This is a genomic window from Collinsella sp. TM05-38, from assembly GCF_003466445.1.
Lineage (GTDB): Bacteria > Actinomycetota > Coriobacteriia > Coriobacteriales > Coriobacteriaceae > Collinsella.
The window spans coordinates 47,048-60,921 of sequence record NZ_QSPM01000001.1; the positions used below are offsets into that span (position 1 = coordinate 47,048).

A 13,874-nucleotide genomic window follows, 5' to 3' on the forward strand; every position below is an offset into this window, starting at 1 on the left:
GCATTATTGCTTTGTTAGACTCTACGGAAGAATTCAGCGCAGGCCCATATGCCAAGCCAGCGCCCCGGAAAGGAAAAGGATTCGTGAAGCTGTAGACGATACATATCGACGCCAATTTGCAAATTGCCATCTATCCAAGAATAAATCTGGCTGCACATTTGTCGTATCGTCTTTTCACTGATCCTCGTATATCCTAAACACTACCTTTGCGAGCATTGCCGTCGACTCATTTTCTTTCAGCTTGACTCGAGTCGACGGGCGTTCACGTTGGTCGGAACGAGCCAATCAGAGCATATGCGGCAAAACGCGGCCTCCCATGCCGAGGAGGCACAATGTCAAGAACCAATTTGAACAGCTCCACCACCCTCGTTCTTTCCCATATTACTTATGCATATCCTGGCAGCGCAATGCCCGCACTCGACAACGTGTCGGCGACATTTGCCCCCGGCTGGCACGGCATCGTCGGAGACAACGGGTGCGGGAAATCAACTTTCGTCCGCATTGCGTGCGGACTTCTGATTCCAGATCGCGGCGTCGTTTCACCGCGTCTCGTCTCCGCATATTGCGCGCAAGAAGCCGGAGTCGAACCGCCCATGCTCTTCGATTTTGCGTGCGACTTCGCCCCGGCGACCACGCACCTCAGAAGGATGCTCCGCATCACCGATGATATGCTCTGGCGTTTTTCCGAGCTCTCCGGTGGCGAGCAGAAGAAAATTCAAATAGCCGTCGCGCTTTGGCAGAATCCCGATCTTCTGGCAATGGATGAACCGACTAACCATGTGGACGCAGAATGCAGAAGGCAGATTTGCAAAGCACTCGCCGAGTACAAGGGTATTGGCCTCCTCGTCTCGCACGACCGTGCGTTGCTCGACTCCTTGGCAAAGGACTGCCTGTGCTTTGAGTCGGGGCACGTCACCATGCGCCCCGGCAACTACTCCCAAGCTCGCTCGCAGGCGAATCTGGAGCGCGAAAGCGCGGCGCGGGCCAAATCGATTGCGCGATCCGAAGAAAAGCGCATGAGGGCTGAGTATATCAGGCGCGTTGAAAACGCCTCACGGTCCGCATCCAAGAGAAGCGCCCGTCATGTCGATCCGAAGGATCACGACGCGAAAGCACGAATCAAACTCGCCATTCTCACTGGCAGAGACGGCGTTGCGGGCAAGCTCGCTTCGCGCATGGACTCCCGAATCCAGCGCGCGCAAGCCGCCGTCGACGCCCACCATGTCGAAAAGCGCTACGAAAGCACCTTGTGGATGGAAGCGCAACCCAGCCCGCGCAAAACACTGATTCACGTCAGCTCAGATTGCATACCGTGCGGCCCGAGGCAATCTTTGCGGGTTCCCGAGATTTATCTGGGAAATACCGATCATCTGGGCATAAGCGGCCCCAACGGAGCGGGGAAAACAACACTGGTCAAGCATATCCTGGAGATATTGGAAGGCCGCAAGGCCACGGGATTGGACATTCGCACGCTGTATATCCCTCAGGAAGTCGACGATTCATCCTCAATTGAATTCCTCTCGGAAATCAAGGACCTGCCCCAAGCCGAACGTGGAGCCCTGCTTTCGATCGTTGCGCAACTCAATTCGGATCCCGAACGAATATTGTCCGGCGAGAACATCAGCCCGGGGGAGCTGCGGAAGCTCATGCTCGCCCGCGGTATACTAGATGCCCCCGAAATCATCGTCATGGACGAACCCACGAATCACCTGGACCTGCACTCGGTGGAGGCACTCGAGCGAGCGCTTTCCGCCTTTCCCGGCGCGCTTGTTTTGGTGAGCCATGACGAGCAGTTCCTCTCGGCCTCATGCCCCCTCCGCTTGGATTTGGCCCCAGAAGAGGAGCACACTATTGGTCAGCCCCTCCTCTAGCGCTCAGGCATGTCTTCTGCAAGCCGCCTTCTTCTGATATCCCCTCCCCCGTTTTGCAAGCAACTCAGCGCAAATGGCCCATCCCCCTCAGCCTGAAGGCTCAGCGACACCAACGATACCGACGATTCAATATCTGGATGTCCATATTTGCCCCATCTGGGTGATTATTAAATTGTGTTTGTTCCGTGATTGAATACTTTGTCATCATTACGCCCCACTTCTTCTCATCAGAGGACGTCGAGAACGACAGGTCCTTGCGAAATAATCCCAGCTCAGAAGCTTATGGCATGATGTGCTCACCGAGTGCTCGATGACGATTGACGAATCGTCGGTAATATCCAATTTTAGGAAAGAGGTGTGTATGACCCGACCGAAGATCATGCGCGGACCGTTTGAATGCGGCTCCATCTCAACAACCAGTACGGCAATGTCGTCTATAAAGGAGTCTTCGGCGAGCATGCCGACTTGTTCTGAACGAGCTGTTCGACATGCCCTGAAGGCCGAAGAGATGTTCTCTCGCGTCATGTATCGCCAGATTCTTTGTGCCCACACGAAGCTCCATGGGGCAATGTTTGGGGACGATGATCTTCATGCCGCAACAAGAAATGTCGAGGAGATCTTGCGCAACGTCCTGCGCCTCTATCTCGATGTCCACGGCGAGCCGCAACGCGGAGTCAGCAAATAATTGGATTGAGAGGAGTTCGAGTATGAGGAAATTGAATCAGTTTATGAAGTTAGATTGGGAAGCTTTTGCGAAAGGCAAGCGTTTCCTTTGTGTCGGAGGTGGTAAATGGGTTGATTAAAACACCAAAGAGCATCGCGGCACCAAGATCGACGTGGTGATCACAACCGATAACACGCAGTATCACCAAAACGAAGGCGAGGTGGTCAGCAATCGTTTCGAGAAGCTTTCCATCAAGGTTTCGAACGATATCGAGATTCCCGTCAATCAGCACGTCATTCCCACCGGCGTGGTCGCAAAGGTTTACGGTGATTATCGCAACCAGTTGTCCATCACGGCGGACGGCATTACCGTCATCCCCGCGAAGGGCTAGGTGATTGTGGTGCGTTACTCCAGTGGCGCACCGGCGATCGTGTATTCGACCCCCAGCGCAAAGCTTTGTGTGCTGGGGGTCGCTTTATTTGCGGTCGCCGCGTGCGTTTATTGCATCGGGCTATTCGTGAACACCATTCTTGCGCCCATCGCCATAGAGTCCAGTACGGTGGTGGCGTTTGGCGGCAACCTTACCTCCGCAGCGGCCACTCTTAGCCTCGCTGGGACCATGTTGTTTGCGGGAGGGATCACACATTACGTCATGCTATCTGAATCAACACGGTTGCATGCACGCATTAGGAAGGGGCTCTTTGATCCACGTTACGGGAATCCTCTACACCTGCGAGAAGGCGAGCTTCTTCCCGACATCTCTTGCAAAGAGACGGCTCCTGGACAGTTCGAGCTCGCCATCTCAACCTCATCCTCAACGGCAGAAGAAATATCGAAGATGGGACCTAGCATTAGCTCCCGACTTCGCGGAAGGTTCTCCCGCTACGCCGTCGTACTTGCCGAAGCAGACGTCGCATGCAATCAAGTGACCTTCTTCCTTGAAGATGTGACGTTGCATCGAGAGATCAAGGCATCGCGTGTCGAGGATTTGTGCCCGGCGAACTCCTACGAATTCCGCGTTCAAAACGGCACGAGCATCGACCTCCGCACCTCCGGTTCCATGCTCATCGCTGGAAAGACCACGGGCGTGATCGCCCTCTTGCTCCAAGCCCTGTTGGCTGGTCCTGACGGACACGGATCGCAAGTCCTCATCATAGACCCCAAGCAGGCCGAGCCCTCCCGACTTCCTCGCGTGGTTTCACTGAATGCTGACGGGGACGCTCGCGCAATCCTGTCTGCGTTATCACGGTTCGCCGACAGCATCAAAGAGCGACAGAGCTTCCTCAACGACAGGTCGACAGAGACGGGAGACGCCGTGCACTGGTGGGATGCGGGGCTTCACGTTTCGCTTCTCTTCATGGATGAGTACGTGGCACTCCGCACGCTGTTTCCCAAGCGCGCGAGCAAGGAGGACCCCGATTACTGCCTCGCGACGTTTGATGGGCTGGTGAAGCGCATCGTAACGATGGGGGCGAGCGCGGGCTGCTACGCCATCATCTCGATCGCCGAGGCGTCTGTTGAGGAGGGGGGCTTGCCGTCGATGCTGCGCTCGGCGTGCAGCACCCGCGTCCTCTTCAAGCCGACGCTTCCCGAGGCGCGGCTCATATGGGGCGCGGAACGCCTGCTCGACCTCGGTGCACCTCGCACCTTCTCCCCGGGCGACGCTTGGTTCAGCAGTACGGACGGGGCGCACGACCGCATCGGCTTTGTGCATTTTCCGATCATGGACTTCCCCGTGTACCGCGAGCTTGGGCGGCTCCTTGACCTGTACTTCAGAGAATAACCACCGCGGGGTCCGCTTCGCGCAGCAAAAGCGGACCCCGTCGATTGTTCCATTACTTGAAATTCTGCTCATTTATGCGCCTTGGGGAGCTTGTTATCCCAAGGCGCACCCTCGGGCGCGTTCCAAAATCGTCCCGAAATAGCTCATTTACGAGAAAGGACTCGGAACCATGACCAATTCTCTGCCCATGAAGACCCGCGCGATGATGTACGAGCAGCAGCTCGATCACCTGCCCCGTCTTGTGGACGAAATGTACCGAAGAATCGAAACACTCGCCCCGAAGCGCTATGCGGGCATCGTGCACGACAGCGACACGACGGACGCGGGACGTCCGGCAGCCGCGCATCTTCACGTGATGATGGAGTTCCAGAATCCGCGCTCGCTCAATAGCATCGCGAAGCTCCTTGGAGATAAACCTGAGCGCATCGAGGCTTGGAAGGCAGGTGTGGAAAACGGTTTTTCCTACCTGTGCCACAGAACGGATGGCGCACGATCCAAGCATCAGTACGACCCCAAAATCGTGCGCTCCAATTTCGATTACCCAGCGCTACTTGCTTCTATTGAGTCGCGCGTTGCTCGAACGAGGTCCCATAGCAGCATCAAAGTCCTTCTCGATGACCTTCTCGAAGGTCGTATCGACAAGGAGTCCTTGATCTCTCAGCTCTCCGGATCCGAATATGCCCGGACATAGCGTCAGATCGAAGACGTTTATGCACGCCGCCTTCAGGTTCAGGCCCGGGAATGGCGGGGGTTGATGCTCAAGGGCGAAAGAAGGGTGGAATCAGTTTGGATCTTCGGGCCTGCTGGAACGGGGAAGTCCACCCTCGCAAAGCTCTATGCGAAGCGGAAGGGCGAACCGTTCTTCGTCTCTGGATCTACGAGAGACATCTTTCAGGGGTATGAGGGCAAGCACACGGTGATTCTTGACGAACTTCGTCCCTCATCCATCCCCTACGCCGACCTGCTTCGCATCACGGATCCCTATGCGATGGAGCATGAGGTGATGGCACCGTCCCGATATTCCGACAAAGCGATAGCCGCCGATCTCGTAATCGTCACGACGCCCTACAGCCCCTTGGAATTCTATGGAGAACAGATGCGCCGATCCGCGACTTATCGTCCGCAAAACGATGTCGACGGATTTGGTCAACTTGAGAGGCGCCTCTCCGTCGTTGCGGAGATGCAGACGAGGGAGATCTGTCTCTCTGAGTTTAGGCACGATCTCGACGGATACTGGCCGGTCGAAGGTTCCTCTCGTACAAACCCATATTCGAGTTATGCGCGAGGACTCGCCCCCTCGTCCTGCGCCAACGCTCTTTATAAAGAGCTTCTCGACACCGTTTCGCACTTGACAGCTTAACCAATCGGGCCCCGTGCGATAATCTTGAAATATCGCATCGGGGCTCTTTTCTGAACAGGAAGGAGCCTGCTAGTGACTGTGAGAAAAGACAGCAAAGGGCGAATCCTCAGACGCGGGGAAAGCCAGAGAAAAAACGGCCGTTACTGCTTCAAGTATGTGGATGCAAGAGGTAAAACGCGGAGCGTCTACTCGTGGACCTTGACAACTCATGATCTAACTCCGAAGGGGAAGAAAGCCAGTCCGTGCTTGCGCGCGTTGGAGCATGAGATTCAGCGCGATCTGCTTGATAAGGTCGCGCCGAACAATATGACAGTCTACGAACTCGCATCTCGTTACACTGAAACAAAGACTGCCGTGAAACAATCCACTCGAGCCGCCTACAAGACAATCCTCAATTTTCTTGCTACAGATGAATTCGGCTCGCGACGAATATGCGGTGTCACCTCCCTTGATGCCAAGGAATGGCTCATCAACCTGCAAAAAATCCACGGCAAGCGCTATAGCACAATCCATAGCATCCGTGGTGTTCTGAGACCGGCGTTTCAACTGGCAGAGGAGAACAGCCTGATTCGCCGAAATCCCTTCTATTTCGAGCTCGCAACGATACTGACAAACGACATGGTTACACGCAAGGCCTTGGCCACTAACCAAGAACGCAGATTTCTTGCTTTCGTGGAGGGCGATGAACACTTTCACCGCTATCGTGACGCCATCTACATCCTTCTAAATACGGGCCTGCGCATTTCTGAATTCTGCGGTCTTACCGTCGAAGACCTTGATTTCAAAAACGGAAGCATTCGGGTAAACAAGCAACTTCAGCGGACCAGCAACATGCGATACTACATCGAACGTCCCAAGACGGAGAGCGGGATCCGCTATGTTCCCATGACTCAAGCCGTGACAGAGTGTTTCAGGAGTATCCTTGCGCAACGTCTAAAGCCTTCGAGTGAGCCGGTCGTTGACGGTGTTAGCGGTTTTCTGTTTCTTGATAAAAACGAGATGCCGCGTGTTGCCCTGCACTGGGAGAAGTACTTCCACCACGCGATAGAGAAACATAATCGCATCTACAAGGATGAGCTTCCCAAAATCACACCACATGTCTGCCGACATACCTTCTGCTCGAAGATGGCACGCAGGGGAATGAACCCTGCGAAGCTAAAATGCATCATGGGCCACTCCGACATCAACGTGACTTTTAACACATACACCCATCTTGATTTCGACGACGTCAGAGAGGATATGCTGAAAATTGGATGCAAAGGACGGTCAACATTGTGACAACAAGTCGTAAACCCTCGTTCTTTACGACAATTCTTACGACGCTGGAAAGAAGAATAATCCGCTCATTTATGAATCAATTTGATATTCTGTCCTTGACGAGGGATCAAAAAGCAGTGCGATTATCTGCGAAAACTCTGATATTCGAGAGGTTTTAGCCAATGCGCAAAATCCTATTTGTCTGTCATGGGAACATCTGTCGCTCGACGATGGCTGAGTCGGTGTTTGCCGAGCTGGTGCGCCGTGCTGGGCGCGAGGCGGAGTTCGTCATTGATTCTGCCGCGACCTCGACCGAGGAGATTGGCAACCCTCCGCATCATGGCACCGTCGCCAAGCTGCGCGAGGTCGGGATTCCCGTCGTTGCGCACCGCGCGCGCCAGGTTCGTCGCGTGGAGTATGGTGACTGGGACCACATCGTCTATATGGATGCCGAGAACGCGCGCGGTCTGCGCCGCATCTTCGGTTGCGACCCCGACGGCAAGATTTCGCGCCTGCTCGATTGGACCGATCGACCCGGCGACGTCGCCGACCCCTGGTACACCGGCAACTTTGATGCCACGTACCGCGATGTGCTCGCCGGCTGCACGGCCATGCTCGAGCAGCTGTAGACGTTCGGGCGGCGCAGACACACGAGCCGCGCCATCGGCATAAAACGAGCGTGGATTTTCTCCCGCATGCAAATTGAGCGTGGATAATCTCCCACTTTGAGCGTTCAAGCGCGCTCTAAACGGGAGATTATCCACGCTCATTATCTTGACGGGAGAAAATCTACGCTCGATTACTCGTCGACGATCTCGGCGAGCCAAACGTTCAACGTATCGACCTCGGGGCAGCAGAACTTTGCCGTGCCGGGCTCGTTGCCGGGCACGGTTCCGCCATAGCGCAGGATATCGATATAGGGAAAGCCCACGTGACAGGCCATGGCGCACATCTTGCCGCGATCGCGGTCGAAGTCGAAGACGTCGCCGGGCTTGTGACCATGGTGGCAGCGGCACGCACCCAGCTGATCCACGCAGCTCACGCGGATACGCGGACGCTTGCCACGCGGCGCGCCGAGCGGCCTGTTCTCGCCCGCAGGCTTGACGCCGCTCTCGTCAGCATTACTCATGGTCAATCACATCCAGGCAGGCCTCGATGGGCAGGCCGGCGGACTTGTCCTCTTGGTCGGCATTGCGCTCGATAAGCTCAGCCACCACACGCATGGCATCGGCCGTTGCGCGCTGCAGGCTCCAACCGGCCATCACGCGACCGACGAGCACCGCCGAGAACGTGTCGCCCGTGCCCGGGAAGTAAACCGGGATCAGGTCGAAGGGAATCGTGAAGTACTCCCCCGCCACGTGGTCGTAACCGATGACGGCGTTCGTGCCGTCGACCACAGCGCTCGTAATGACCACCGACTTGGCTCCCAGCGCGCGCATGGCGTCCACAAGGACGCGGGCCTCGTCAGGCGTGATTTGCTCGGCGATGGGCGTGTCGGTGAGCAGGCAGGCCTCGGTGTAGTTGGGCACCGCATAGTCGGCGCACTCGAGCAAGTGCCTCATGAGGCCGATCGTGGACTCGGGAACACCGGCATAGAGTTTGCCGTTGTCGCCCATGATGGGATCGACGAACACCTTGGTGCCCTTTTGCGCACGGCGGTGGCAAAAGTCCGAGATGATGCGCGTCTCTTCCTCGGTCACGATAAAGCCGGTCGAGATGGCGTCGAACTCAAAGCCGAGCTCTTCCCAGATGGCAAGACTCTGACGCACGTACTCCGTGGTGTCGTGGATGTAGAACTTGGGATAGTTGAGCGTATCGGACACAAGCGCCGTCGGCAGGTTATGGATACGGTAACCCATGTGCGACAGCACCGGCAGCATGGCGGAAAGCGCGACCTTGCCGTAGCCGCACATATCGTTAATCAGCAGCAGCTGAGTGTTCTTCATGAGTGTCCCCCTTGGTTCGGGCACGGCGCAGCAGCGCCACAGTGCGACTAAGTGTAGCGCAGGAGGCGTCGTGAGCAGTCGCTAGGGTCGCGAAGAGCGCATTGTTGCGGAAAGGTTTCGGAAATGGGAGGCAAATCACGGCAGTAGCGGCACAGTAGCTGCCACCTATTTACTACCATTCCAAAACTATGCCGGATTACTACGATAAACCGCCAGTCTCCAACCACAACAAATTGCACTCCAGCAAAACCGCAGGTAGACAGCTTGTGATTTTCCGAAAACAATGCCGAGGTCTGAGATTTCGAATTCATCGTAGTAATCCGGCATAGTTTTGGGCAAAGCAGCTTCGGAAGGGTGTCACCGCAGCCCAAAATGATCCGTTATCCTCCGTCCCCCACGGATCACTCAAATGCCAACCCAGGCAGCGCTACAGATTGAGGACGGACAGCGAAAGCGTTCCTAAGCGAGCAAGGTGGCGTGAAAGAGGAGGGCATAGGCCTTGTGGCCATGCCCGACGATTGAACGCCAGATTGCCGCTTAGGAACGTTTGCAGCGTCGAGCGGTTACGGCGTTTGGCAAAACGCCGTAACTATAAGTTTGGTACCTTGACATTCATTTCTCATGCTCCTAGATTGGTTAGGCACAAAACAATTCCACTACCTAACTAAAGAAAGGAGCAACACTAATTCATGTGCGATGAACCTCTTAACCTTTGTTCGCACGAGCCCGGCGGCGACCCGTCACAGCCGGCGGATGTACCCGAAGCGGTTAGCTCAGAAGACAAGCTTGCCAAGCGCATCCTCAATGGCCTGGGGTTTTGCGGCCATTACATGCATTTTCACGGCGGCGGCATATCTGGCAAGGCGCCTATTGTCTGCCTACTCGCCAAGCAGCCGACCGGCGAGCTGTCCCAACAGGAGCTCGGCATGCACTTCGACCTCAAGCCGGGGTCCCTTTCCGAGATTCTGTCCAAGCTCGAACTGGGCGGTCTTATCGAGCGCAGTCGCAATCCCAAAGACCGTCGGCAGCTCACCATCCGCCTGACCGATGCGGGATGGGAAAAGGCCCGCGTTGAGCAGGCAGCCCGCATTCGCTTTAGAGAGCAGGCCTTTAGTGCCCTCACCCACGACGAGCGCGAGCAGCTCGCCGAAATGCTCGAGAAAATCCGTGTAACCTGGGAGGAACTGGATGATTAAAACCCTCATGGGCAGCATCCGCGACTATATGAAAGTCACTGTTGCCACGCCATTGCTCGTGCTTGGCGAGGTGCTCTGCGAGATGCTGATTCCATTTATCACCGCCAACCTGATCGATGCCATCAAAGACGGCGCCACCGTAGCCGAGATGCTTCCCACCGCGGGCTTTTTGGTGCTCATCGCGCTGACGTCGCTTGCTTTTGGCGCCGCTGCCGGCGTCACCTGCAGCCATGCGAGTTGCGGCTTCGCTAAGAACCTGCGTCACGACCTGTTCTACAAGATCCAGACGTTCAGCTTTGCCAACATCGATGAGTTCTCGAGCTCCTCGCTCGTCACACGCCTGACCACCGATATCAACAACGTGCAGCAGGCCTTTATGATGATCATCCGTATCGCCGTGCGCGCGCCGCTGGTATTGATCTTCGCCTTTACCATGGCATTTATCATGGGCGGCAGCGTCGCCATGGTCTACCTGGTCATCATTCCGCTGCTGGGCTTTGGGCTGTTCTTTATTATCTTTAAGGTGCGCCCCATCTTCTCGCGCGTGTTCCACAAGTACGACGCCCTTAACGAGTCCGTCGAGGAAAACGTCACCGGCATGCGCGTAGTTAAGAGCTATGTGCGCGAAGGCTTTGAGAAGGAGAAGTTCGCGACCGCTGCGCGCGACGTCCAGATGGACTTCACCCGCGCCGAGAAGCTGCTTGCCTTTAACAACCCCATGATGAACATCTGCGTCAACGGCGCGTTTGTCGTCATCATCTACCTGGGCTCCAAGCTCATCATCACGAGCCAGGGCACGCTGTTCGACGTGGGCCAGCTCTCCTCGATCTTTACCTATGGCTTCCAAATCCTCATGAGTCTGATGCAGCTGTCGATGATCTTTGTCATGGTGACCATGGCCGACGAATCGGCACACCGCATTACCGAGGTGCTGGCCGCCGAGCCCACGATCGCCGATCCCGCCGAGCCCGTGCTCGAGGTTGCCGACGGTTCCATCGACTTTGACCACGTGAGCTTTAAGTATTCCGCGCATGCGAAGCGCCAGGCGCTCGACGATATCGACCTGCACATTAAGAGCGGCGAGACCATCGGCATCATCGGCGGCACCGGCTCGGCCAAGTCCACGCTTGTAAACCTCATCGCCCGCCTGTACGACGCCACCGAAGGCACCGTGCGCGTGGGCGGCATGGACGTGCGCGACTACGACCTGGACGCGCTGCGCCACCAGGTCGCCATGGTGCTACAAAAAAACGTGCTGTTTAGCGGCACCATCGCCGAGAACCTGCGCTGGGGCGACCCGAACGCCACCGACGAAGAGGTCCGCGAGGCGGCACATCTGGCCTGCGCCGATGAGTTTGTCGACGGCTTCCCCAAGGGCTACGACACCTGGATCGAGCAGGGCGGCTCCAATGTTTCCGGCGGTCAGAAGCAGCGCCTGTGCATCGCGCGTGCCCTGCTGCGTCGCCCCAAGATCTTGATCCTGGACGACTCCACCAGCGCCGTCGACACCAAGACCGACGCCAAGATCCGCGCAGGGCTGGCAAGCTATCTGCCCAACACGACCAAGCTCATCATCGCCCAGCGCATCAGCTCCGTACAGGATGCAGACCGCATCATCGTCATGGAGGGCGGCCGTATCGCGCAGATCGGCAACCATGATGAGTTGCTTAAGACGAGCGAGATCTACCGCGAGACCTTTACCTCGCAGAACAAGATGTCTGCCGAGGGCGAAGAGGCCGTCGAAGCCGACACCGAGGCATCCGCAACACAAGCTCAGACCCAGGAAGGAGGCGAGGCACATGAGTAAGGCAACGACCGCCGAGCGCGCGCTCAACCGCAAGGGTGGCACCATGTCGCGCCTCATCAAGACGCTCTTTGGCTTCTACCCCGTGCTTTTGCCCCTCGTCGTCGTCGGCGTGGTGCTCTGCGCCATCATCAACTCCATCGGCGCGACCTTCCTTCAGAGCGCCCTGCAGATTATTAGCGAATCGTGGCAGTCGGGCGACTGGGAAGCCGCACAGCCCAAGATCGCACAGCTCGTGACCACCCTCGCCTGCATCTACGGCGTCGGTGTCCTGTCCTCGCTCTTCTGGAACCGCGCCATGGCTATCGTCACGCAGGGCTCGCTGGAGAAGCTGCGCGAGATGATGTTCAACCGCATGCAGGACCTGCCGATCCGCTACTTCGACACGCACCAGCGCGGCGACATCATGAGCCACTACACCAACGACATCGACACGCTGCGCCAGATGATCAGCCAGTCGCTGCCCAACCTGCTCATGACGACCATCGTCATCGTCACGGTGTTCTTTATCATGCTGTACTACAGCGTTTGGATGTGCCTGGTCATTGTGGCGGGCGTCGCCTTTATGACCTTTATGACCAAGCTGCTCGGCTCCAACTCCGCGCGCTTCTTCATTGCGCAGCAGACCGAGCTCGGCGTGGTCGAGGGTCATATCGAGGAAGTCATGAACGGCCAGAAGGTCGTCAAGGCATTCTGCCACGAGTCTGCCGCCGAGGCCGATTTTGACGAGCGCAACGAAAAGCTCTTCGAGGTCTCGCAGAAGGCCAACATGTACGCCAACATCCTCATGCCTATCCTTATGAACCTGGGCAACCTGCTCTACGTGCTGGTCGCACTGGCAGGCGGCATTTTCCTGGCGCTGGGCGTGCCCAACCTGAGCATCTCGGGCATGACACTGTCCATCGCCGTCGTGGTGCCGTTCCTCAACATGACCAAGCAATTCTGCGGACAGATCGGTCAGATCTCGCAGCAGATCAACGCCGTGGTCATGGGCCTCGCCGGCGCCGACCGCATCTTTGAGCTCATCGACGAGAAGCCCGAGACCGACGAAGGCTACGTGACGCTCGTCAACGCGCAGGTGAACCCCGATACCTGGCAGCTCGAGGAGGCCGACCACCACACCGGCATGTGGGCGTGGAAGCATCCGCACCGCGCGACCGGCGAGATCGAGTACGTACCGCTGCGCGGCGACCTGGTCATGGACAACGTCGACTTTGGCTACACGCCCGACCACGAGGTGCTTCACGGCGTGTCTGTGTTTGCTAAGCCGGGCCAGAAGGTCGCGTTTGTCGGTGCCACCGGTGCCGGCAAGACGACCATCACCAACCTCATCAACCGTTTCTATGACATCGCCGATGGCAAGATCCGCTACGACGGCATCAACGTCAACAAGATCCGCAAGGCCGATCTGCGCCGCTCGCTGGGCGTGGTGCTGCAGGACGTGAACCTGTTCACCGGCACCGTGATGGATAACATCCGCTACGGCAACCTGGACGCCACCGACGAGGAGTGCATCGCGGCGGCCAAGCTCGCGGGCGCGGACGACTTTATCACCCGCCTGCCCGACGGCTACGACACCATGCTCACCGGCAACGGCGCACAGCTGTCGCAGGGCCAGCGCCAGCTGATTTCGATTGCACGCGCCGCCGTCGCCGATCCGCCGGCAATGATTCTGGATGAGGCCACATCGAGCATCGATACCCGCACCGAGGCCATCGTGCAGGCGGGTATGGACAAGCTCATGGAGGGTCGCACGACGTTTGTCATCGCACACCGTCTCTCCACCGTACGCAACTCCGACGCGATCATCTGCCTAGACCACGGCCGCATCATCGAGCGCGGCAACCACGACGAGTTGATCGCCAAGCGCGGGTACTACTACCAGCTGTATACGGGTGCATTTGAGCTGGAGTAGGTAGGTTTGTTTCACGGAGGACCCCCAGGCGGGCCGGGGTGTAACCTCCGTGCTCAAACATTCTCGCTGCGCTGCGAA

Annotated in this window: 13 protein-coding genes; 11 read left to right on the forward strand and 2 right to left on the reverse strand. The window is 57.2% G+C overall.

Annotated elements, in window-relative coordinates:
- Window positions 1-332: 332 nt before the first annotated feature.
- From DXD49_RS00190 to DXD49_RS00225, 8 genes are all read left to right on the forward strand, one after another.
- Window positions 333-1,871: an ATP-binding cassette domain-containing protein gene (locus tag DXD49_RS00190; RefSeq protein ID WP_117734899.1), complete on the forward strand. Its 1,539-nt coding sequence runs from the start codon at window positions 333-335 to the stop codon at window positions 1,869-1,871.
- Between the two features lie 361 nt (window positions 1,872-2,232).
- Window positions 2,233-2,556, forward strand: coding sequence for a hypothetical protein (locus DXD49_RS00195; protein WP_117734898.1), 324 nt, complete (start codon window positions 2,233-2,235; stop codon window positions 2,554-2,556).
- Between the two features lie 154 nt (window positions 2,557-2,710).
- A complete protein-coding gene (locus tag DXD49_RS00200) occupies window positions 2,711-2,926 on the forward strand; it encodes a hypothetical protein (protein WP_117743463.1) in 216 nt (71 codons plus the stop codon).
- Window positions 2,927-3,373: 447 nt separating this feature from the next.
- A complete protein-coding gene (locus DXD49_RS00205; RefSeq protein WP_147347812.1) occupies window positions 3,374-4,318 on the forward strand; it encodes a hypothetical protein in 945 nt (314 codons plus the stop codon).
- Window positions 4,319-4,487: 169 nt separating this feature from the next.
- The gene (locus DXD49_RS00210) at window positions 4,488-5,009 is read left to right on the forward strand and encodes a Rep family protein (protein WP_117743461.1); all 522 of its coding nucleotides are present in this window, start codon (window positions 4,488-4,490) and stop codon (window positions 5,007-5,009) included.
- A 63-nt stretch (window positions 5,010-5,072) separates the two neighbouring features.
- Window positions 5,073-5,678 carry a hypothetical protein gene (locus DXD49_RS00215; protein ID WP_117734894.1) on the forward strand — a complete coding sequence of 202 codons (606 nt, stop codon included), beginning with the start codon at window positions 5,073-5,075 and terminating at the stop codon, window positions 5,676-5,678.
- Between the two features lie 72 nt (window positions 5,679-5,750).
- Window positions 5,751-6,956, forward strand: a complete 1,206-nt coding sequence (locus tag DXD49_RS00220) for a site-specific integrase (protein ID WP_199407132.1) — start codon at window positions 5,751-5,753, stop codon at window positions 6,954-6,956.
- 161 nt (window positions 6,957-7,117) lie between these two features.
- Window positions 7,118-7,564, forward strand: coding sequence for a low molecular weight protein-tyrosine-phosphatase (locus DXD49_RS00225; protein ID WP_117793877.1), 447 nt, complete (start codon window positions 7,118-7,120; stop codon window positions 7,562-7,564).
- 170 nt (window positions 7,565-7,734) lie between these two features.
- Here DXD49_RS00225 and DXD49_RS00230 read toward each other — a convergent pair whose 3' ends face one another.
- Window positions 7,735-8,064 (reverse strand): TIGR04076 family protein, encoded by a 330-nt coding sequence (locus tag DXD49_RS00230; RefSeq protein ID WP_199568905.1) that lies wholly within the window; start codon window positions 8,062-8,064, stop codon window positions 7,735-7,737.
- Window positions 8,057-8,881 (reverse strand): PfkB family carbohydrate kinase, encoded by an 825-nt coding sequence (locus DXD49_RS00235; protein WP_117793878.1) that lies wholly within the window; start codon window positions 8,879-8,881, stop codon window positions 8,057-8,059. The genes DXD49_RS00230 and DXD49_RS00235 overlap by 8 nt, the downstream gene beginning before the upstream one ends.
- 689 nt (window positions 8,882-9,570) lie before the next feature.
- On the opposite strand from DXD49_RS00235, the gene DXD49_RS00240 reads away from it, so the two are divergent.
- Genes DXD49_RS00240 through DXD49_RS00250 form a run of 3 tightly spaced genes read left to right on the forward strand, consistent with a single transcriptional unit; the run spans window position 9,571 to window position 13,796 of the window.
- The gene (locus DXD49_RS00240; protein WP_117793879.1) at window positions 9,571-10,077 is read left to right on the forward strand and encodes a MarR family winged helix-turn-helix transcriptional regulator; all 507 of its coding nucleotides are present in this window, start codon (window positions 9,571-9,573) and stop codon (window positions 10,075-10,077) included.
- Window positions 10,070-11,884: an ABC transporter ATP-binding protein gene (locus tag DXD49_RS00245; RefSeq protein WP_117793880.1), complete on the forward strand. Its 1,815-nt coding sequence runs from the start codon at window positions 10,070-10,072 to the stop codon at window positions 11,882-11,884. Before DXD49_RS00240 ends, DXD49_RS00245 begins: the two co-directional genes overlap by 8 nt.
- Window positions 11,877-13,796 carry an ABC transporter ATP-binding protein gene (locus tag DXD49_RS00250; protein ID WP_117793881.1) on the forward strand — a complete coding sequence of 640 codons (1,920 nt, stop codon included), beginning with the start codon at window positions 11,877-11,879 and terminating at the stop codon, window positions 13,794-13,796. Before DXD49_RS00245 ends, DXD49_RS00250 begins: the two co-directional genes overlap by 8 nt.
- Window positions 13,797-13,874 lie beyond the last annotated feature (78 nt).

Coding starts and splice junctions, on each gene's coding strand:
- DXD49_RS00225 (WP_117793877.1), top strand. CDS start 7,118: ATGCGCAAAATCCTATTTGTCTGTCATGGGAACATCTGTCGCTCGACG.
- DXD49_RS00190 (WP_117734899.1), top strand. CDS start 333: ATGTCAAGAACCAATTTGAACAGCTCCACCACCCTCGTTCTTTCCCAT.
- DXD49_RS00205 (WP_147347812.1), top strand. CDS start 3,374: ATGGGACCTAGCATTAGCTCCCGACTTCGCGGAAGGTTCTCCCGCTAC.
- DXD49_RS00250 (WP_117793881.1), top strand. CDS start 11,877: ATGAGTAAGGCAACGACCGCCGAGCGCGCGCTCAACCGCAAGGGTGGC.
- DXD49_RS00235 (WP_117793878.1), bottom strand. CDS start 8,881: ATGAAGAACACTCAGCTGCTGCTGATTAACGATATGTGCGGCTACGGC.
- DXD49_RS00230 (WP_199568905.1), bottom strand. CDS start 8,064: ATGAGTAATGCTGACGAGAGCGGCGTCAAGCCTGCGGGCGAGAACAGG.
- DXD49_RS00195 (WP_117734898.1), top strand. CDS start 2,233: ATGACCCGACCGAAGATCATGCGCGGACCGTTTGAATGCGGCTCCATC.
- DXD49_RS00240 (WP_117793879.1), top strand. CDS start 9,571: ATGTGCGATGAACCTCTTAACCTTTGTTCGCACGAGCCCGGCGGCGAC.
- DXD49_RS00210 (WP_117743461.1), top strand. CDS start 4,488: ATGACCAATTCTCTGCCCATGAAGACCCGCGCGATGATGTACGAGCAG.
- DXD49_RS00245 (WP_117793880.1), top strand. CDS start 10,070: ATGATTAAAACCCTCATGGGCAGCATCCGCGACTATATGAAAGTCACT.
- DXD49_RS00215 (WP_117734894.1), top strand. CDS start 5,073: ATGCTCAAGGGCGAAAGAAGGGTGGAATCAGTTTGGATCTTCGGGCCT.